Source organism: Nocardiopsis sp. NPDC006938 (assembly GCF_042869555.1).
Taxonomy (GTDB): Bacteria; Actinomycetota; Actinomycetes; order Streptosporangiales; family Streptosporangiaceae; genus Nocardiopsis.
Map to the genome: position 1 here is coordinate 16886 of NZ_JBIAGA010000030.1, position 17473 is coordinate 34358.

Here is a 17473-nt window from a genome sequence, read left to right on the forward strand (position 1 = left end):
CGGAAGGGGCGGGTGGGGCGGGGCCGGGGCGCTCCGGCCCCGGCCCCGGTGAGGGCTACTCCTCGGAGTCGTCCTCGGCGTCAGCGTCCGCGTCAGCGTCGGCGTCGGCGTCCGCGTCCGCGTCCGCGGTGTCGCCGCCGTTCTCGGAGTTGGTGCGCTCGATCTCGGTGAGCACGCGCTCCTTGAGCTCGTCGCCCAGGGGGGCGTAGCCCAGCTCGGCGACGATCTCGTTGGCGCCCTCGTCGGTCAGGGCCCAGGTCCAGAAGTCGATGATGGCGTCGGCCTCGGCCTGCTCGTAGCCGCAGGTGTAGGTGAAGATCCAGTTGGTGCCGGCGATCGGGTAGCCCTCGCCGCCGATGTTGTCGATGCTGAAGCGGAAGTCCTCGGGGATCTCCGCCTCCTCGGAGGCGGCCGTGGTGGACTCCAGCGTCGGCGCGATGGCCTCGCCGTCGGAGTTGATCACCTTGGCGGCGGCCAGACCGGCCTCCTGGGCGAAGGCCTGGTTCACGTAGCCGACGCCGCCCGGGTTCTGGCTGATGCCCTGGGCGACACCGTCGTTGCCCTGGCCGCCGACCAGGCCGGGTGCCCAGTCGATCTCGCCGCCGGAGCCGTACTCGTCGGCCCACGACTGCACCTCGGTGGAGAGGTAGTGCGTGAAGACCTCGGTGGTGCCGGAGCTGTCGGAGCGGTGGACCGGGATGATCTCGTCGTCCGGTAGGTCCGTGTCCGGGTTGAGGTCGGCGATGGCCGGGTCGGTGTAGGAGGTGATGTCGCCGGAGTAGATACCCGCGATGGTCTCGGCGTCGAGGACCAGACCGTCGAGGTCGGGGTTGTCGAAGGCGATGACGACCGAGCCGAACACGACCGGGAACTGGAGCGCGTCGCAGCCGCGGTTGCCGGCGGCGGTGGCCAGGTCCTCGTCGGTCAGGTAGCGCTCGGACGAGCCGAAGTCGACCGTCTGCTCCAGGAACTGCTCGATGCCGGCGCCGGAGCCCACGCTCTGGTAGTTGATGCTGACGCCGGGCTGTGACTCCTGGCTGTAGGTGTGCATCCAGTCCTGGAAGAGCGGGTCGGGGAAGCTGGCCCCGGCACCGGTCAGCGAGGCGCTGAGCTCGGCACCGTCGGAGCCGTTGTCCGCGCCGTCGGAGCCGTTGCTGCACGCCGTGGCGAGCAGGGGGATGGCCGCCAGGACGGCGAGCTTGGAACGCCCGTTGCGCATGTCGTAGTTCTCCTCGTTGAATCACCGCTGTCGGGGCTGACGTGAAACGACACTAGGCGCGCAGAAAGTCGCGGTGTCATCGAAATAGAGGCGGTTGGGTAGAAGAACAGTGAATGGCAGGTGAATGGGGGTTACTATTCGATAACGGGCGCCGGTTGTGGAGGTGTGCGCCCTGGTGGGGGTGGGTTTTCGGGGTGTGGACGCATCCGCTCTGACCTGCTGTGATGAGGGGGTGTCCGAGCGTGCTCCCCGGGGGAGGGGGTTCAGGGGGATGACAGATGCGTATTTCTGGCCCGTCATCGTTCCGTGGGTCGCCGGAAAAGGTGACCCCCACATGAACGATGGGCCGCTCCGGTGTGGTCCGGAGGGCCCTCGAAAACCACGCGGATTCCTTTTTTGGTCTACCGCTCGGCCTACCCGCCGTTCGCCGTGTCGAGACGGTAGCCGATGCCGCGGACCGTGTGGATGAAACGGGGCTGGGCCTCGGAGTCGCCCAGTTTGTGCCGCAGGCGCCGTATGTGGACGGCGATGGTGTTGTTGACCGGGGGGAGGGGCTTGCGCCAGACCTCGGTCCACAGCTCCTCGCGGCTCACCACCCGACCGCTGTGCCTGAGCAGGAAGTCCATGATCCCGAACTCACGCAGCGCCAGGTTGACCGGCTGACCGTCGACGAACAGCCGGTGCCCCAGGGCGTCCAGCTCCAGGTCGCCCGAGCGCAGCGCCACCGGAACCCCCGGGCTCGGCGGCGGGGCGCTTTCGTTGCCCGGGAGCGAACCGCGCAGCAGCGCGGAGAGTTCCGGGATGCGGTAGGGGCGGTTCACGCAGGCCGTGGCCCCCGCCGAGAGGGCCCGCATCGCCCGCTGCGAGTCCCCCGCGCCCACCCCGATCAGGATCGGGATGTCCATGGCCCGGCGGGTCACCCGCACCAGCGTCTCCAGGTCCACCTCGGGCGGGGCGGCGTTGGTCAGCAGCGTGTCCGGCCGCACCATCCCCACTCGCAGCAGCGCCTCGGCGCCGTCCACGCAGACCGTGATGTCCACGTCGTGTCCGCTCAGCGAGAGCACGAGCTGGTGCGACTGCTCGGACTCCGGCTCCACCAGCAGGACCCGCAAAGGCCCCTCCGTGCGCGGCGATCTCCCCTCGTCGTCCGGCGCGCCCGTGGGCGGGGGGACCGGTGCGGAGGAGGTGAGCGCGGGCATGGGCGGGTCCACTTCGTCGAGAGAGGCGGGGGCGGGTGGAGCTCGACCGGTCGGGTTACCCGAAGCGACCCGAGATGTAGTCCTCGGTGCGCTGGTCGGAGGGCTTGCTGAAGATCGTCGCGGTCTCGTCGTACTCCACGAGGCTGCCGTAGCGGTCGCCCGCGTCGTCGACCCCGGCGGTGAAGAAGGCCGTGCGGTCCGAGACGCGCGCCGCCTGCTGCATGTTGTGCGTGACGATCACGATCGTGTACTCCGCCGCCAGCTCGTACATGAGGTCCTCGATCTTGAGGGTGGCGATCGGGTCGAGCGCCGAACAGGGCTCGTCCATGAGGATGACCTCGGGGTTCACCGCGATGGTGCGGGCGATGCACAGCCGCTGCTGCTGGCCGCCGGAGAGGGCGAAGGCGCTGTCCTTCAGCTTGTCCTTGACCTCGTCCCACAGCGCCGCCTTGGTGAGGGTCTCCTCGACCAGGTCGTCCATGTTGCCGCGCGTCCCGTTGATGCGGGGGCCGTAGGCGACGTTGTCGTAGATGGACTTGGGGAACGGGTTGGGCTTCTGGAAGACCATCCCGATCCGGCGGCGGACCTCGATCGGGTCCACGTCCGGGGCGTACAGGTCCTCGCCGTGGTAGGTCACCCGGCCCTCGATCCGGGCTCCCGGGATGAGGTCGTTCATCCGGTTGAGCGTGCGCAGGACCGTGCTCTTGCCGCAGCCGGAGGGGCCGATCATCGCGGTGATCTGGCGCGGCCCCACCTTCATGTTCACGTCGCGCACGGCCTTGTTGGACCCGTAGTGGATCGACAGGTCGCCGATGTCGAAGACGGGATCGCCCAGGCCGGGGACCTCGCGGTTGTACCGGACGGTGTCGGGGGCGATGCCGCGGCCGGACTCGGTGCCTCGCGGGGTCGCGGTGTTGCTGACAGACATGGGGCCACTTCCGGGTCGGACGGAGCTCGGTGCGTGAGGGGGTGAAACCCGCGGGAGTGCGGTCGATTCCCATGCAAATATGTCCGCGTGAAGCCCGGGTGAACGAACCCCGTGGCCAAGATGAACGCGGGCGGTGGAGTAGGAAGCCCCGGATGACCTTTCGGTGTCCTGCCCGGTCAGGCGGGACGTGCTCGGGTGGCGGCGCGTCGGGCGCACCTGCCGACCCCCCGCGCGCACGAACGCCCCGGGGCCGTGTGCCGTCGCGGACACGGGCTCCGGGGCGCTCGTCGGCCCGGTGGGCCTCAGCCCTTGGTGTCGCCCTGCTCGGAGATCTTCTGCTTGACCTCGTCCATGTCCAGCTCCCGGGCCTGGGTGATCAGGCTCTCCAGGGCCTCGGAGGGGAGCGCGCCCGGCTCGTTGTAGATGACCGTCTGGTCGCGCACGATCATCAGCGTCGGGATGGACTGGATCTTGAACTCGAAGGCGAGCTCGCGCTGGGCCTCCGTGTCGACCTTGGCGTGCACGATGTCCGTGTGCTTCTCCGAGGACTTGTCGAACACGGGGGCGAACTGGCGGCAGGGACCGCACCAGTCAGCCCAGAAGTCGATCAGGACGAAGCTGTTGTCCTTCAGCGTTTCCGCGAAGTTGTCTTTGGTGAGTTCGACGGTGGACACGTGGTCTCCTGCTCTTCGTTCGTCTTGTGGTGTCGACCGGTGGCCAACTGCCATCCTCTTGGGTGCTACAGCGGTAGTGCCCACTCGTTTGTTCCACATGCCCCGCGGAGGGCGCGCTCACCCTCCACCCGGGTGGTTTCCGACACAACGCGTGTTGTCTACCGGTTGGGGAGGAAAGGTCGTTCACGATTAGTGTCGGCCTGCGGGGCACGGGTTCATTGTCGTGACCGGAGTTCCCGCTGTGGGCCGAACGCCGAAAACCGGGGGGACCGATGAGCTCCGAGGGGTCGGAGGACGACCAGGGCGTGGACTACCGCTTCACCCTCGCCAACGAACGTACCTTCCTGGCGTGGATACGGACCGCGCTCGCCCTGTTGGCGGGTGCTGTCGCCGTCCTCCACCTGCTCCCCCTGGGCTGGGACGGGGCGCAGCGCACCGTCGTCGGTCTGTTCCTGGCGGTGCTCGCCGGAGTCGTCACCGTGTACGCGCCGTTGCGCTGGTACCGGGTGCAGCGGGTGATGCGCCGGGGGCAGCCCCTGCCGATGAGCCTGCTCCCGCTGGTCACCGCGTTCGCGGTGGGGGCGGTGTGTCTGTTGGTGCTGCTGGGGAACCTGCTGTGAGGCCCGCTGAGGGGCGCCGCGACCCGGGGCTCCAGCCCGAGCGCACGCTGCTGTCGTGGCAGCGCATGCTGATCCTGCTGGTCGTGGTGGGGTTGGTGTACCTGAGGGGGCCGCTCGACCCCGGCTCGACGGTCCTGCCCGACGTGGGGCTGGGGCTCCGGGCGGGCGTCATGGCCTTCACCCTGCTGTTGGGCGCCGGGCTCGGACTGCACCTGTGGCTGAGGTGGCGGCGCACCGGGCACGGGCTGCGGGAGCCGGGGACGGGGCGGCCGCCGCTGAACGTGGCCCGCCCCTGGGCGATGCTCCTGCTCAGCGCTGGTGTGCTCGCCCTGACCCTGGTCGTGGTGGCGACGGTGCTCGTGCCCTGAGGAGCCCGGCCCGGGCACCGACGCGTGGCGGCCGGGGTGTCACCGAGGCGGGGGCCGGGCCTCGTGACGTTCACTCTCGCTGTGGCAGGGGTCGCCGCCGCCGCGTCGGGCGGCGGCGGGGAGACGGGCCGGGGGCGGCGGGGCGCCCGGGGACGCGTCGCGCCAGCGGCGGCCGCTCGCGGCCCGTGCGGGGGCCGCCGCGTCCGTGCGCCGCCGAGGCCTGGCCCTAGGCGGGCGCCGGGACGGAACTGGTCGAACGGCGGTGCTCGACGAGGGAGTCGATGATGGCGTTGAGGTCGCGCGTGGGTTCGTAGCCGATCAGGCCCCGTGCGAGCGAGGTGTCCGGGTAGCGGCGCTGCATGTCCTCGTATCCCTCGCCGTAGGCCTCCTCGTAGTCCACGTAGGTGATCGGGCTGCGCGACCCGGTCAGGCCCACGACGCGGTCGGCCAGCCCCTTGATCGACACCTCCTCGTGCCCGCCCAGGTTGACCGCCTGGTTGTAGGCCTCGGGGGTGTCCATCAGCCGGGTCAGGGCGGGCACCACGTCGAACACCGAGCCGAAGCAGCGGCGCTGGGAGCCCGAGCCGTACACGGTGATCGGCTCGTCGGCCAGGGCCTGGTCGACGAACCGGGGCACCACCATGCCGTACCTGCCGGTCTGCCGGGGTCCCACCACGTTGAAGAAGCGGGTGATGACACAGGGCACGCCGGACTCCGTGCCGTGCACGTACGCGACCAGCTCGTCCAACCCCTTGGCGGCGGCGTAGGACCAGCGGCTCTTGGTGGCCGACCCGTAGACGCGGTCGGCGTCCTCCCTGAGCCCGTCCGCGTCGTTCTTGCCGTAGACCTCGCTGGTCGAGGCCACCATGTAGGGGACGCGGTGGCGGACCGCCGCCTCCACGACGTTCTCGGTGCCGTGCAGGTTGATCCGCAGCGAACGCAGCGGGTTGTCGACGATGTTGTAGACGCCCACGGCGGCGGCGAGGTGGTAGACGGTCTCGGCCTCCGAGACGAGGTCGTTTACCAGGTCGCGGTCCAGGATGTCCCCCTGGACGAATCGGAACGAGGACGACCCTCTCAACTGGGACAGGTTCGACAGTGAACCGGTCGAGAGATCGTCCAGGACGGTGACCTCGTGTCCCTGTGCGACCAGGTGGTCGCACAGGTGGGAGCCGATGAACCCGGCTCCACCGGTGATGACGGCCTTCATGTTTTCCCTCCACTACGGGTGGTGTGGGTGTTCTGCGCTGCACGTGGGGAGGTGTTCGTGTGACGGGTGAGGGAGCGGGTCGGTGTGTGCGGTCGGCGCCGGGCGCGCGGGCGTGGCGCGCCGACGTCGAGCGTGCGCGTCGTCCGTCCGGTCAGGCCAGCAGGCGCAGGACGTGGTACCCCTCGCCGAGGGCCACCCCGGCCTGCATGCCCCTGAGGACGGCCAGGCTGCGCAGGGTGGGCTCCGAACGGGTGTGGGGGTGGGCGTGGCTCTGCGAGCCGTACAGTTCCATCGCCTGGAGCTTGGCGCGCAGGTCCGCCTCTGTGAGTTCCACGACGAGGTGGGGCGGCTCCACGGGCTCGGACCGCCACTGGTCGGCGGCCTCCTCGTAGGCGAGCACCGTGTCGGGGTGGTGGCGCAGGGCCCGGTTCGAGGGCCGCAGCGCGGTGTGCGCGGCCTCCGACACGGCCCGGTGGTCCTGGTTGTAGCTGGTGCGGTGCGGCACGAGCACCGTGGTGGGCCGCAGGCGCGCGATCGAGAGCGGGCTGTCCCGCTCGATCAGCTGGGTCAGCTCCACCCGGGGGACCGCGTCCAGCCGCAGGTGGTACTCGTCACCGGGCAGCGCCATGTGCCAGTCGTCCCACTGGAAGTGCTCCGCTACCTTCTTGATCTCGGTGTGGCGCTCCTCGGCGGTGGAGAAGCCCCGGGGGGACTGGTCCACGGTGTCGCCGACCGTCAGGAACTGCACGAAGACCTCGGCGCCGGCGCGCTTCGCCTTGTGCATGAGACCGCCGCAGCCCAGGGTCTCGTCGTCGGGGTGGGGGGAGAAGACCAGGAGGCGCTCCCGTGACCAGTCCGTCGTCATGCCAGTTTCCCGTTCTTTGCCGAAGTGGGGTGATCCGTCCTCACCCGGGCCGCCGGGGCCGCCGCGCCCGCGGGAGGAGTGCGCGGTGCTCCGACCGCCGACCGGTGTCAGCCGCGGGACCTCGCCCGGCGGAGTACGTCCAGCGCGTCCGGTCCGGCGTTGAGCAGGAGGTCGAGCGCCGAGAGGCGGGGCACGAAGTCGTCGGCGGGCCCGCGCGTGTGCTGCGGGTACTCCGGGTGGCGGAAGTCCTGCCACTCGACGCCGACCCCGTACCGGTTCAGGACCTCGGGGTCGAGGTAGTCCCTGGCGCCGTCGCCCGAGAGCAGCGTGTCGGCCCCCGCCTTGGCGCTGATCTGGGCCAGCAGCTCGCTCTTGTATCCGGGGAAGTCCCCGAGCTCGCTGGCGCGCAGTACGGGTGTGTCGATCCCGAAACCGCGGGTCAGCAGGCGCGTGGTGGCGATGGCCAGGTCCGCGAGGCGATCCCACTCCGTGGAGTACAGGCGGGCGATTTCCTCCCGGTAAAGGTCCCAGTAGGGAGCCTTGCGGTAACAGTGTTCAGAGAGTGCCCTGAAGTGCTTGTTGCGCCATTTCTGTGAGTTGTCGATCCTCTTGTCCAGGATGCGTTCTCCGCGACTCGTCTGGGTGACGGGCACGGTGAGCAGGACCGGATCTCCGTGCCCGGCGACGTAGTTTCGGTTCTGCCATCCCCGCCGTTCGAACTGCACCGTGTCGAGCATGATGAAACGGTCAGAACGGTCGATCTTGTCGATCAGTCCCAACCAGGGCCAATAGTGCGGCTGGTGGACCGCCACGCGCACGCGCGCGACGTCTTCCCTGGTCGTGGCGGGGTCATCGGAGTTCGCCCCCGGGCCGTCGTGCGGAGGATCTGGCGAGGGGGATCGCGGTTCGCCGATCACGCCGGGGGTTCTCCTTAACTCGTCGGTCGGGTGCGCCGGGGGTTTACCAGGAGCCCATACGCCCTCGTATAAACCGGGGGCGGAGGCCGCCTCCGGCACCTCGTCGCAAATATCTTCTAATGGGTACCACCTCACGCAAGCCCGTGTATACGATTTGCGTGGCCTACATAGGACGCGAACCCGGGTGAACCCACCGGTCGCGCAGGGCGTCAACCTAGCGCCGACTTTGCTGGTTAATGTCGGTCCGAAAACCGAGACCTTTCGGAGGGTCCCAGGGCTGTGCGTATCGTGCGTTTCGTCGGCGGGCTGCTGACCGGGCTGGTCGCCCTGGTCCTGGCCGTCGCGCTCTTCGTCTACTGGTTCGACTTCGCCTCGACCATGGCCGCCGCCGCGGGGGTCGGTGCCCTCGGGTACGTCTTCCTGTGGATGGCCTTCGGCCTCAACCTCCTGCTGTGGACCGTGGTCGGCCTGATCCGGCTGGCCGAGGGCGGAGCCCGTGCGGCGCTGCGCCGACGACCCGGGGACCGGGGGCGCGCCAGGGTGTCCGCGGGCCGCGCCCGCCAGCGCCACCTCGTCGGCGCGGGTGCTCCCGCGGGCGGCGCGGCCCTGGCAGGGGGAGGGGACGGGGCCGTCGCGGCGGTCGAGGAGGACCTCCCCGACACCACGGCCCCCGGCGGGGTGCTGGAGGAGACCGGCACGGAGGACGCCACCCTCGCCGTCGTCATCCCGGCCCACAACGAGGAACCGGTGATCGGTGCCGCGATCTCCTCCGCCCTGCGGCTGTTCGCCCGCTGGGACGTGTACGTGGTCTCGGACTCGTCCGGGGACGCGACCGCCGACATCGCCGCCCGGACCGGGGTGAACGTCCTCGAACTCCTCACCAACCGGGGCAAGGCGGGGGCCATCGAGGCGGTCATCGAGGAATTCTCACTGACCGAAAACTACGACGGCGTCCTGATCCTGGACGCCGACACCGAACTCGACGCAGGATACGTCGAGGGCGCCAGACGTCAACTGCGAGACCCCGGTGTGGCCGCCGTGGCGGGCTTCGTCGTCTCGGAGTGGAAGCCGAGGGAACGGGGCCTGGTCGGGCGGGTCATCTCCGCCTACCGGGACCGCCTCTACTTCATGCTCCAGTACTTCATGCGCTTCGGGCAGACCTGGAGGAGGACCAACGTCGCCTTCATCGTGCCGGGGTTCGCGAGCGTGTACCGCAGCAGCGCCCTGCGGGAGATCACCATCAACCCGCCGGGGCTGGTGATCGAGGACTTCAACATGACCTTCGAGGTGCACCGCAAGCGCCTCGGCCGGGTCTCGATGCGCCCGGACACCAAGGCCTACAGCCAGGACCCGTTCACGTTCCGCGACTACCGCAAGCAGGTGGGCCGGTGGACCCTCGGCTTCTGGCAGACGGTGCGGCGGCACGGGGTGTGGCCGAGCGTCTTCTGGGCCGCCCTGGCCCTGTACGTCGTCGAGGTCGTCCTGGTGTCGGTGCTGTTCCTGGTGACGGTGGCGATCGCCGTGTTCGTGCTGTTGGGCACGGTCGCGGGTGAGGCGATGGCGGGGGCGCCGCTCCTGGCCGACGGGTTCACGGCGGTGACGGCCTTCCTGCCGCTCACGGCCCTGGCCATCGGCCTGCTCGTCCCTGACTACGTGCTCACCTGCGTCATGACGATGGTCCGGCGGCGGCCCTCGTACCTCTTCTACGGCCTGTTCTTCTTCCCGATCCGGATCGTCGACTCCTACCTGGCGCTGCGGATGATCCCCCGGGCCTGGACCGCGAAGTCGGACGGACGGTGGAGCAGCCCCACCCGCGTCTCCCACAAGGAGTCCCCGAAGGACACCCGGGGAGAACTCGGGGAGGGTGCCGACTAGGGCGTGTTCCGTGGATGCTTTCGGTTGGTTCGGCGCTTGCGCCGATCGACGCGAGCGGCCTCCAGGCAATCTCTCGCAAGACGAGGAGCGAAGGTCAGCCCGGGTTTGGCTGTCCGAGCGAAGTCGGCGCAGCGAGAGGCAGCCTGGTGGTCGCGAGCCCGGAATGATCCGCGGAACACGCCCTAGAACGGCCACGACCTGCGCGGATGTGAGATTCACCGGTCACCCCCACCCCAGGGGGTCACCGCGGCGCACACCGCTTAGCCTCGATGGAGGGGACCCGACCCTCCTCGGGGCGCAGTCGTTGAATGGGTGAAGTCGCAGTGGACAAGAGGCGTGTGTCGTTCGCGTTGTACCGGGTGCTCGCGTACATCACGGGTGTTTTCCTGTTGGGCCTGACCTTTCTGGCCATGCCCGCCAAGTACCTCGTGGGCGAGGACTCGAGGTTCCACCTGGTGGGCGCCCCCCAGGGGTGGGAGCACTGGTTCGGCCCCGAGTCTCCGCTGATGCTCTACGTCGCCATGCCGCACGGGTACGTCTACATGGTGTACGTGCTGGTCGTGCTGTGGGTGGCGCTCGACCGCCGCTGGGGCGCGGGCCGCACCCTGGGCGTCGTGCTCGCCGGTACCGTCCCGGTCCTCGGCTTCGTGGTCGAGAACCGCGTGGTGCGGGCCGAGCGGGCGAAGGACCTGGCGGCCGCGCAGGCCTCCGGCCGGGCTCAGGAGCCCGCGGCCACGGCCTGACCGCTGGTCGGGGTCTCCTCCCCGCCCTCCTCCGGGCGCCGCTCGGCCAGTTCGCGGCGCATGAGGATGATCCAGAAGACCACGGCGGAGACGCCGAACATGGCCCACTGCACGGCGTAGCTGAGGTTGCGCCAGTTGACGGTGAGTTCCGTGGGCGGCTCGGGCGGTGGGACGGGGGTGAGCCCGTCCACGGCGGGTTCGCTTCCGGGCAGGGTGACGTAGGCCGCGTAGAGCTGGTAGTCCCACTCGCCGACCAGCACGGACGGGGCGATCCGCTCGACCGTCCCGGTGTCGGGGGAGCCCATCGGGACGAACCCCTCGGCGGCGTCCTGGGGTGGCTGGAGCCAGCCGGTGACGGTGACCTCCCCCTCGGGTGCGGGCGGCAGGCCGGTGCCGTCGCTCGACCAGCCGCGGCTGACGGTCATGGCCACCCCGTCGTCGGTGACCAGGGGCAGGACCACCTCGTAGCCCTCCTCCCCGTCCAGGCGCCGGGGTACGAGGAGCTGGGCCCCGCCGTCGAAGCGCCCGGTGGCCTCGACCGCCGTGTTGGTGGTGAGGTTGGGGTGCAGGAACGCACCGGGTTCGCCGAGGTCGGAGACGGGTACGGCGTCGTCCAGGTCCGCGACCGGGTTGGTGATGACGTCCCGGTCGGGCTGGAAGGCGCTGGTGCCCTGCCAGTAGGTGCCCGCGACGCACACGGCGGCCACGAGGACGGCCAGGACGTGCAGGCCGAGCCAGCGCGGGCTGAAGAGCGGAGATCTCACCCGACCAGGCTATGTCCGCCCTCGGAGCGCCCGCTCATGACCCCGTGTTGACGATGCCCACACCCCGCTTGGTCGGGTCCCACCCCAGGAATGACGATCACTTTAAGTAGTTTCTCGTGACACAGGGTTGTTATTCGTGGGTGTGGTGGGTAGTGTCTCTATCAACGCGGAACGACAAGATCGCTTCCACGTGGCAGACCTTTCAGGCCGCGACTCCAGGGGGGAGGAGTCGCAGGCCGCTTCCCAGGCGAGGGTTGCCTCCGTACTTTGAGGGGGGATGCGGAGGCGACCCTCGCCACCTCGTAGACGGGGACGTTTCCACTGTTCAGTGGGGGCGTCCCCGTCGCTTTTTCTCGGTTTCACCCGCCCCGTGCGCGAAAGTCCGCCCACAGATCGACCGCCCGCTCCAGATGGACCTGGGCGTCAGCTCGTGCCCCGATGACCCAGACGTCGCAGGTGTTCCGGGGCACGGGGGCAACCCCCGCCACGATTCCGAGGGGGCGGGGTCGCCGACCGGCAACCCCCGCCCCCTCGAAGGTCAGGCCCTCTTCTCCCGGCCCTCCCGGCTCTCCCTGCGGCCCGCCGGTGACTCGGGCCGCCGCCACTCGCCGAGCGTCTCGGCCCGGCTGCGGTGGCGCGCCGCGTACACCCGCAGTGCCAGGTTGACGGCGTCGTCCCTGGTGCGCGCGCCGGAGAAGCGCATGGTCTCCTGAAGCGCCTCGTCGTCGATGTCGATCCAGGTCGGGCTCACTCCGCGCTCCTCGCCGCTCGGGATGGGGTCAGGCCCATCGTCCCGTACGCGGAGGGTGACGCGAACACCACCCGGGGTGTGTGGCGGTGTGTCGCCGGTCAGCCCATGGTCTTCTGGCCGTCCAGGGCCTCCCGGATGATGTCGGCGTGGCCGCAGTGCTGCGCGGTCTCACGGATCAGGTGGAGCAGCACGTCGCGCGCGGTCCAGGAGGCATCCTCGGGGAACCAGGGCGCGGCCGGGAGCTTCTCGCTGACCTCCAGGTCGGGAAGTGAGCGGAAGTAGGCGTCGGTCTCGCGAGCGGTCCTCTCGTAGTCGGCGAGCGTGCTCTCCAGGGTCTCCTCGCCGATGAGGCGGAAGCTGTTCTCGTGCTCCTCCTGCGCCTTGGGGGAGGAGTAGTCGACGTCGGGGGCTCCGTCGCGGACGAACTCCGCCCAGGAGTCCTCCACCGAGGCCACGTGCTTGACGATGCCCGCGAGGGTCAGCTCGCTCGCGGTGGTGCGTCGGCTCGCCTGCTCCTGGTCCAGGCCCTGGAGGGTGGTGAGCAGGAAGGCCCGCTGCTGGGCCAGGAACGACAGCAGTGCCTCCCGCTCGACGTCGACCCGGTCGTCCTTCTCGTTGGCGTCGGTCATGGCAGCTCCTTCGTCGCGTCCGTCTCGATGTCTCGACCCTAGGGAGCGAGGCGGTCAGCCGCTGTCCTCCGTTGGCTGGCCATGACCCCGTTTTCTGGCTTCCTTGAAGACACTCTGGATAGCCTGGCGGTCTGGCGACCCGGAGGTTCCATGGCCCTGATTCCGCTCCAGTACCGACTCGACGGCCCCAGCCACGCACCCGTCGTGCTGCTCGTGCCGCCGTTCGGGACGACGATGTCGGTGTGGGACCCTCAGATGCCCGCGCTGACCCGGGACCGCCAGGTCCTGCGCGTCAACCACCGCGGACACGGCCTCTCCCCGGTCCCGGAGGGCCCCTACACGGTCCAGGACCTGGCGCTGGACGTCCTCGGGGTCCTGGAGGACCGGGGGTTCACACGCGTCTCGGCGGTCGGCGCGGGCCTCGGCGGCTCCCTGCTGCTGTGGATCGCCGCGAACTCGCCGCGCACCCTGGAGCGGCTCGCCCTGCTGGCCGGGACGTCGCGCACCCCGAGCACCCACTGCTGGGACCACGTCGCCTCCCGGGCGCGGGAGGACGGGATGGGCGCGGTGGTCGACGAGGTCCTGCTGCCCTGGTTCACCCCGGACCTGACGCGGGACCACCCGGAGGTCGCGGCCCGGTTCGCCGACGACCTGCGCGGTGTCGACCCCGGCGCCTTCGCCTCGATCTGCGAGGCCCTCACCGGGATGGACCAGCGCAACCTCGTCGCCAGCGTGCGGGTGCCCACCATGGTCGTCTCCGCCGCGCACGACCCCGTGCTCCCGCCCGGCCACGGGCGACGGTTGGCCGACGGGATCGCCGGAGCGCGCTTCGAGGTGGTCACCGGGGCCGCGCACCTGCTCGGAGTGGAGCGCGCCGAGCGGGTCAACGAACTGCTCCGGGAGCACGTGGCCCCCTGACCCGGGCCGACCTGGTCAGACCCCGTCGGGGAGGACGATCAGCGGGCTGTTGACCTCCAGGAGGTAGCCGTCCGGGTCGCGGAAGTGCGCGGCGCGGATGCCCCAGGCCGTCCAGTCGCGGGGCTCCATGACCTGGCGGGCGCCGTTCGCCACCAGCCCCTTGGACGTGGCGTCGACGTCGTCCACCTCGAAGATCACCGCGAGCCGGTCCTGGTGGGGGAGGTCCGGGTCGGCGCCGTCGGTCTCCAGCGCCTCCGCCATCACCTCGCGCTGGTTGAGAGCCAGCCGCGTGCCGGAGCGCACGTCGAACTCGGCGTAGCGGCTCTTCTCGTCTCCCCACAGGACGGGGAGTTCGAGGACGTCGGAGTAGAAGCGGAAGCACGCCTCGTAGTCGTTCACGAGGAGCCTGATGTAGCTACAGCGCATGGGGGCCTCCTGCCGTGCGGGCTGGGTAGTCGGCACCATTCTCGGGTCCGAGCATGACGTATTCCTGAGTATCCGTACCCGGATGCCGCATGGCCGGATGCGGTCACCCCGTGTCGCGATCCCCATCGACCCGCGTCGACCGGAGGCGATGCCTGCGCCGCGCCCGGTCACCGTGCGCTCGGCGGCGGTATCGGCCTTGCTCTCTTATGTAGTACATGTACTATCAAAAGCAACAGAACACGGATGAAGAGAGGGAGTGCTGTGACGAGTCGGAAGGAGGCGGGCGCCGAGACCATCCACAACCGGATCGCGATGCTGCGGGCCGAGCGCGGTGTCTCCCGGCGCCAGCTGGCCGAGGCCCTCGGGGTCCACTACCAGACCGTCGGCTACCTGGAGCGGGGCGAGTACAGCCCCAGCCTCCACCTGGCCCTGCGCATCGCCCGGCACTTCGAGGTCCCGGTGGAGGTCGTCTTCTCCACGGAGCCCTTCCCCCGCATCGGCCAGTAGGCCCCGCCCGAGAACAGGAGTTCCGCATGACCCCCCACACCCCTCGCGACCGGGCGCTGCTGGCGGCCAGCGAGAAGCCCGCCATGGTCAGGGCCCGGGCCTCCCGGGCCCGCCGACGCCTCCTCGTCGTGCCGCTGGTCCTGCTGGTCCTGGCCGTCGCCGTCGCTTTCGTCACCGCCGACCTCGCCGGTGACGGCGACCCCCAGTACCTCCTGATGGCGGTCGGCCTGGGCCTGGTCGGCGTGCTGATCTGGCTGACGTCCCGGCTGAACCTGATCACCCGGATGGTCCTGCCGTCCCGGCTCCTGGACGAGCGCCAGCGCGAGGAGCGGGAGGACGCGCGGCGCGCCGGTCACCGCGTCACGGGCATCCTCCTGGGCACCAGTTTCGTCGCGGTAGCGCTCGTCACGACCTTCAGCCCGGAGAGCGTGGTCTTCCCGAGCTGGCTCGCCGTTCCGCTGCTCTGGCTGCTGGTGATGGCCCACACCGCGGCCCCGGCGCTCTGGCTCGCCTGGACCCAGCCCGACGAGCCGCTTGACGACGCCGATCCCCAGTCGGCGTGAGCACGTGGTCCCACCCTCTGAGAAGGAGCGCAGTGATGAACGCACGTACCGAGGAGAGGGCGCGCGCCCGGCGCCAGCGGCTGCTCGACCAGTTCGAGGACCCGGTGACCCGCGCCCTCTGGGCCGACCGTGCCACCCGGGTCCGTAGGACGTACCTGTCGATCGCGCTGGCCCTGGCGAGCACCGCCGCCCTGACGTCCCTGGCACTGTCCCAGAGCGCGCTGGCGGTGACGGCCTCCAGCCTCGCGGTGGTCGTCCTCCTGATCGCGCAGACCGGGGCGTTCCACCGGATCGAGGCCGGATCACGGACGCTCCACGGCTACGCGGAGGTGGTGGACGAACGCCAGCGCGCGGAGATCGACGCCGCCCGGGACCTCGGGCACTCGGTGACGTCGGCCCTGCTGATCCTGGTGGTGGCCGGGGCCGGGGCCGCCCAGCTGGCGGGAACGAACCCCTGGACGGATCTGACGGTGCCGATCGGCCTGCTGCTTCCGGTCGTCTGGCTGGTGCTGGTGGTGCACCGCTCGTTCCCCGCCTGCTACCTCGCCTGGACCCAGCCCGACGAGCCGCTTGACGACGAGTCCACAGCCTGAGCCGTGGGTCCGGGGTTCCCTCCGTGAAGCGCAGGCGCTCCGGGCCGGTCGCGACGGGTCAGTCCCGCAGCGGTGGCGAGAAGGACATCGACACGTTCATGGCGGCCCCGTAGTCGGGCCTCCAGGTGGCGAGGGTGATGCCGAGGTCGAGCACCACGACCGGTCCGTGGGGGTCGGTGCCCGCTCCCCAGAAACTCAATCTGTAGGGGTTGCCTCGGGAGGATTCGGGTGTCCAGAGGGAGCTGTCCACGGGGGCTTTCGGGAAGTCGCTGTCACCGGCGGCCCCGGACCATGTGGGGGTTCCCCAGACGCGCGAGATCAGGTCGGTGTAGCGCCGCCAGCCGTCCACTCCCCTCTGGACGACTTCTTCCTTCTCCTCGGGGACCTCGGTCTCGGCCTTGACGAGGGAGGTGAAGAAGTCCAGGGACATGATCGGGTTCCAGCGCGCGTTGGAGGAGAGCGTGGCCGTGTTTCCGCTCCGGGTGGTCACGTCGAGGTTCCGCTCGACGGTGAGGGGTGTCCACCCGCGCTGGGCGCACCACTCCTCGAAACGTGGGTCGACGGCGGTGGGCGGGCCTTCCCAGACGCTGCCCCAGTCCAACTGCTTGAGGTCTCTGAGTTCGCTCAGGAGGGATTCGTCGGACATGGCGTGTTTGACCTGCATCGGGGGCTCCTTCGCCTACCGGGGGGTGTGCTTCCACGGGTTCGTCGACGCGGTGGGGGAAGCGACCGGTCGCGGTACCTCGCCGGGTCAGACGCCGTCGACGGCGCCATTGTTCTCCCGGGGTCCGGGACCTCGGGGACGCGAGGGCCACCCGGCGGAGGTCTACAGGAAGGGGTCGGGTCCGGCCCAACCGTAGGAGCCCCGCCGACGGGCCTCGGCGAGTTCGTCCTCACCCAGCACGCGGGGCTCGCCGATCTGGTGGGCCCGCAGGTAGGCGGCGCACAGCCAGTCGAGCAACCAGAGGTGCTCCAGGGCCTGCCCCAGGCCCTCACCCAGGGCCAGTCCGCCGTGGTGGGCGAGCAGGGCGGCCTCACGCCCCTTGAGGGCCTTCACCGCCTGGTCGGCGAGTTCGCCGGTGCCGTACGGGGTGTACGGGGTCACGCTGATCGCACCGCCCAGACCGGCGGCGCGGTGGTGGATCGGGGGCAGCTCGGCGAGGACCGCCGACACCGCCACGGTGTCGGCGGTGAACGCGTTGACCACCGCCAGCCCGTCACGACCGTGTTCGGCGGCGCGTCGGTGCACGGCCAGGTGGAGCGTGGTCTCGGCGGCGGGGTCGCGCCGTCCCTCCAGCATCCGGTCGTCCAGCGACATCACCGGGCAGTCGAGTGGCTGGAGCTGTTCCAGGGGGACGCCGTGCGGGGTGACGACCACCAGGTCGCCGCTGCGGACGCTGATGGTCCCGGCCTCACCGGGGGCGGAACCCGGGTGGTGGGCGATGGCGCGGGCGGTCAGACAGACGTCCCGGCGTTCCTGTTCCAGCAGCATGCGATCCTCGGTGGGGTGGCGCGGGCAGCGGTCCCTCGGGGGAGGAGTCGGACCAATCGACTTAGGTACACCTAATGTACGTCAGAACGTCGCGGGTGTCTTCCCCCCGTCAACGATCTAGTGTTCTGAGTCGTTAATTCGATGAAGATATGCGGCGATGGTCTCGAAGATCTCCTCGGCCGTCTTGGTCCATACGAACGGCCGAGGATCGT

21 protein-coding genes are annotated in these 17473 nt (G+C 70.1%); 8 read left to right on the forward strand and 13 right to left on the reverse strand.

Annotated features, from left to right (window positions below; genetic code table 11):
• Window positions 1-55: 55 nt before the first annotated feature.
• From pstS to trxA, 4 genes are all read right to left on the reverse strand, one after another.
• Window positions 56-1219: a phosphate ABC transporter substrate-binding protein PstS gene (pstS, locus tag ACFYL4_RS26785; protein ID WP_387522078.1), complete on the reverse strand. Its 1164-nt coding sequence runs from the start codon at window positions 1217-1219 to the stop codon at window positions 56-58.
• 413 nt (window positions 1220-1632) lie between these two features.
• On the reverse strand, window positions 1633-2418 hold the full coding sequence (locus ACFYL4_RS26790; protein ID WP_357762822.1) for a response regulator transcription factor: 786 nt from the start codon (window positions 2416-2418) through the stop codon (window positions 1633-1635).
• 55 nt (window positions 2419-2473) lie between these two features.
• On the reverse strand, window positions 2474-3346 hold the full coding sequence (gene pstB, locus ACFYL4_RS26795) for a phosphate ABC transporter ATP-binding protein PstB (protein WP_387522080.1): 873 nt from the start codon (window positions 3344-3346) through the stop codon (window positions 2474-2476).
• A 302-nt stretch (window positions 3347-3648) separates the two neighbouring features.
• Entirely contained in the window at window positions 3649-4020 is a 372-nt protein-coding gene (gene trxA, locus ACFYL4_RS26800; RefSeq protein ID WP_357762817.1) for a thioredoxin, read from the reverse strand.
• Between the two features lie 272 nt (window positions 4021-4292).
• Between trxA and ACFYL4_RS26805 the strand changes: the two genes are divergently transcribed.
• Window positions 4293-4640 (forward strand): DUF202 domain-containing protein, encoded by a 348-nt coding sequence (locus tag ACFYL4_RS26805; protein ID WP_357762814.1) that lies wholly within the window; start codon window positions 4293-4295, stop codon window positions 4638-4640.
• The gene (locus tag ACFYL4_RS26810) at window positions 4637-5008 is read left to right on the forward strand and encodes a DUF202 domain-containing protein (protein ID WP_357762811.1); all 372 of its coding nucleotides are present in this window, start codon (window positions 4637-4639) and stop codon (window positions 5006-5008) included. The genes ACFYL4_RS26805 and ACFYL4_RS26810 overlap by 4 nt, the downstream gene beginning before the upstream one ends.
• Window positions 5009-5234: 226 nt before the next feature.
• On the opposite strand, the gene ACFYL4_RS26815 is transcribed toward ACFYL4_RS26810, so the two are convergent.
• The 3 genes from ACFYL4_RS26815 to ACFYL4_RS26825 all read right to left on the reverse strand — a co-directional run bounded on the left by ACFYL4_RS26815 (window position 5235) and on the right by ACFYL4_RS26825 (window position 7901).
• Window positions 5235-6218 (reverse strand): SDR family NAD(P)-dependent oxidoreductase, encoded by a 984-nt coding sequence (locus tag ACFYL4_RS26815; protein ID WP_357762808.1) that lies wholly within the window; start codon window positions 6216-6218, stop codon window positions 5235-5237.
• A 151-nt stretch (window positions 6219-6369) separates the two neighbouring features.
• Entirely contained in the window at window positions 6370-7083 is a 714-nt protein-coding gene (locus ACFYL4_RS26820; RefSeq protein WP_357762805.1) for a PIG-L family deacetylase, read from the reverse strand.
• A gap of 107 nt (window positions 7084-7190) precedes the next feature.
• Window positions 7191-7901: a WbqC family protein gene (locus ACFYL4_RS26825; protein WP_357762843.1), complete on the reverse strand. Its 711-nt coding sequence runs from the start codon at window positions 7899-7901 to the stop codon at window positions 7191-7193.
• A gap of 378 nt (window positions 7902-8279) precedes the next feature.
• Between ACFYL4_RS26825 and ACFYL4_RS26830 the strand changes: the two genes are divergently transcribed.
• Together ACFYL4_RS26830 and ACFYL4_RS26835 are read left to right on the forward strand one after the other, a co-directional pair.
• The gene (locus tag ACFYL4_RS26830; protein WP_387522083.1) at window positions 8280-9875 is read left to right on the forward strand and encodes a glycosyltransferase; all 1596 of its coding nucleotides are present in this window, start codon (window positions 8280-8282) and stop codon (window positions 9873-9875) included.
• Between the two features lie 308 nt (window positions 9876-10183).
• Complete coding sequence (locus ACFYL4_RS26835; protein ID WP_387522085.1) at window positions 10184-10618, forward strand: DUF3817 domain-containing protein; 435 nt, start codon at window positions 10184-10186, stop codon at window positions 10616-10618.
• On the opposite strand, the gene ACFYL4_RS26840 is transcribed toward ACFYL4_RS26835, so the two are convergent.
• The 3 genes from ACFYL4_RS26840 to ACFYL4_RS26850 all read right to left on the reverse strand — a co-directional run bounded on the left by ACFYL4_RS26840 (window position 10594) and on the right by ACFYL4_RS26850 (window position 12762).
• Complete coding sequence (locus ACFYL4_RS26840; RefSeq protein ID WP_387522087.1) at window positions 10594-11382, reverse strand: SURF1 family protein; 789 nt, start codon at window positions 11380-11382, stop codon at window positions 10594-10596. The two genes, ACFYL4_RS26835 and ACFYL4_RS26840, sit on opposite strands and share 25 nt — an antisense overlap.
• Window positions 11383-11920: 538 nt before the next feature.
• Window positions 11921-12133 (reverse strand): type II toxin-antitoxin system VapB family antitoxin, encoded by a 213-nt coding sequence (locus ACFYL4_RS26845; protein WP_387522089.1) that lies wholly within the window; start codon window positions 12131-12133, stop codon window positions 11921-11923.
• 98 nt (window positions 12134-12231) lie between these two features.
• Entirely contained in the window at window positions 12232-12762 is a 531-nt protein-coding gene (locus tag ACFYL4_RS26850; RefSeq protein WP_387522091.1) for a DinB family protein, read from the reverse strand.
• A 150-nt stretch (window positions 12763-12912) separates the two neighbouring features.
• Here ACFYL4_RS26850 and ACFYL4_RS26855 point away from each other — a divergent pair, with 150 nt between their 5' ends.
• The gene (locus tag ACFYL4_RS26855; protein ID WP_387522092.1) at window positions 12913-13680 is read left to right on the forward strand and encodes an alpha/beta fold hydrolase; all 768 of its coding nucleotides are present in this window, start codon (window positions 12913-12915) and stop codon (window positions 13678-13680) included.
• A 15-nt stretch (window positions 13681-13695) separates the two neighbouring features.
• Here ACFYL4_RS26855 and ACFYL4_RS26860 read toward each other — a convergent pair whose 3' ends face one another.
• Window positions 13696-14106, reverse strand: a complete 411-nt coding sequence (locus ACFYL4_RS26860; RefSeq protein WP_357762778.1) for a VOC family protein — start codon at window positions 14104-14106, stop codon at window positions 13696-13698.
• Window positions 14107-14418: 312 nt separating this feature from the next.
• On the opposite strand from ACFYL4_RS26860, the gene ACFYL4_RS26865 reads away from it, so the two are divergent.
• From ACFYL4_RS26865 to ACFYL4_RS26875, 3 genes are read left to right on the forward strand one after another with little or no spacing between them, the layout of a single operon-like run.
• Window positions 14419-14613, forward strand: a complete 195-nt coding sequence (locus ACFYL4_RS26865) for a helix-turn-helix transcriptional regulator (RefSeq protein WP_357762840.1) — start codon at window positions 14419-14421, stop codon at window positions 14611-14613.
• A 26-nt stretch (window positions 14614-14639) separates the two neighbouring features.
• The gene (locus ACFYL4_RS26870) at window positions 14640-15176 is read left to right on the forward strand and encodes a hypothetical protein (RefSeq protein ID WP_387522094.1); all 537 of its coding nucleotides are present in this window, start codon (window positions 14640-14642) and stop codon (window positions 15174-15176) included.
• A 35-nt stretch (window positions 15177-15211) separates the two neighbouring features.
• The gene (locus ACFYL4_RS26875) at window positions 15212-15769 is read left to right on the forward strand and encodes a hypothetical protein (protein ID WP_387522095.1); all 558 of its coding nucleotides are present in this window, start codon (window positions 15212-15214) and stop codon (window positions 15767-15769) included.
• Window positions 15770-15827: 58 nt separating this feature from the next.
• Here the strand turns inward: ACFYL4_RS26875 and ACFYL4_RS26880 are convergent, their stop codons facing one another.
• Both ACFYL4_RS26880 and ACFYL4_RS26885 read right to left on the reverse strand, forming a co-directional pair.
• Window positions 15828-16433: a hypothetical protein gene (locus ACFYL4_RS26880; protein WP_387522097.1), complete on the reverse strand. Its 606-nt coding sequence runs from the start codon at window positions 16431-16433 to the stop codon at window positions 15828-15830.
• 162 nt (window positions 16434-16595) lie between these two features.
• Window positions 16596-17261: a class II aldolase/adducin family protein gene (locus tag ACFYL4_RS26885; RefSeq protein ID WP_387522099.1), complete on the reverse strand. Its 666-nt coding sequence runs from the start codon at window positions 17259-17261 to the stop codon at window positions 16596-16598.
• Window positions 17262-17473 lie beyond the last annotated feature (212 nt).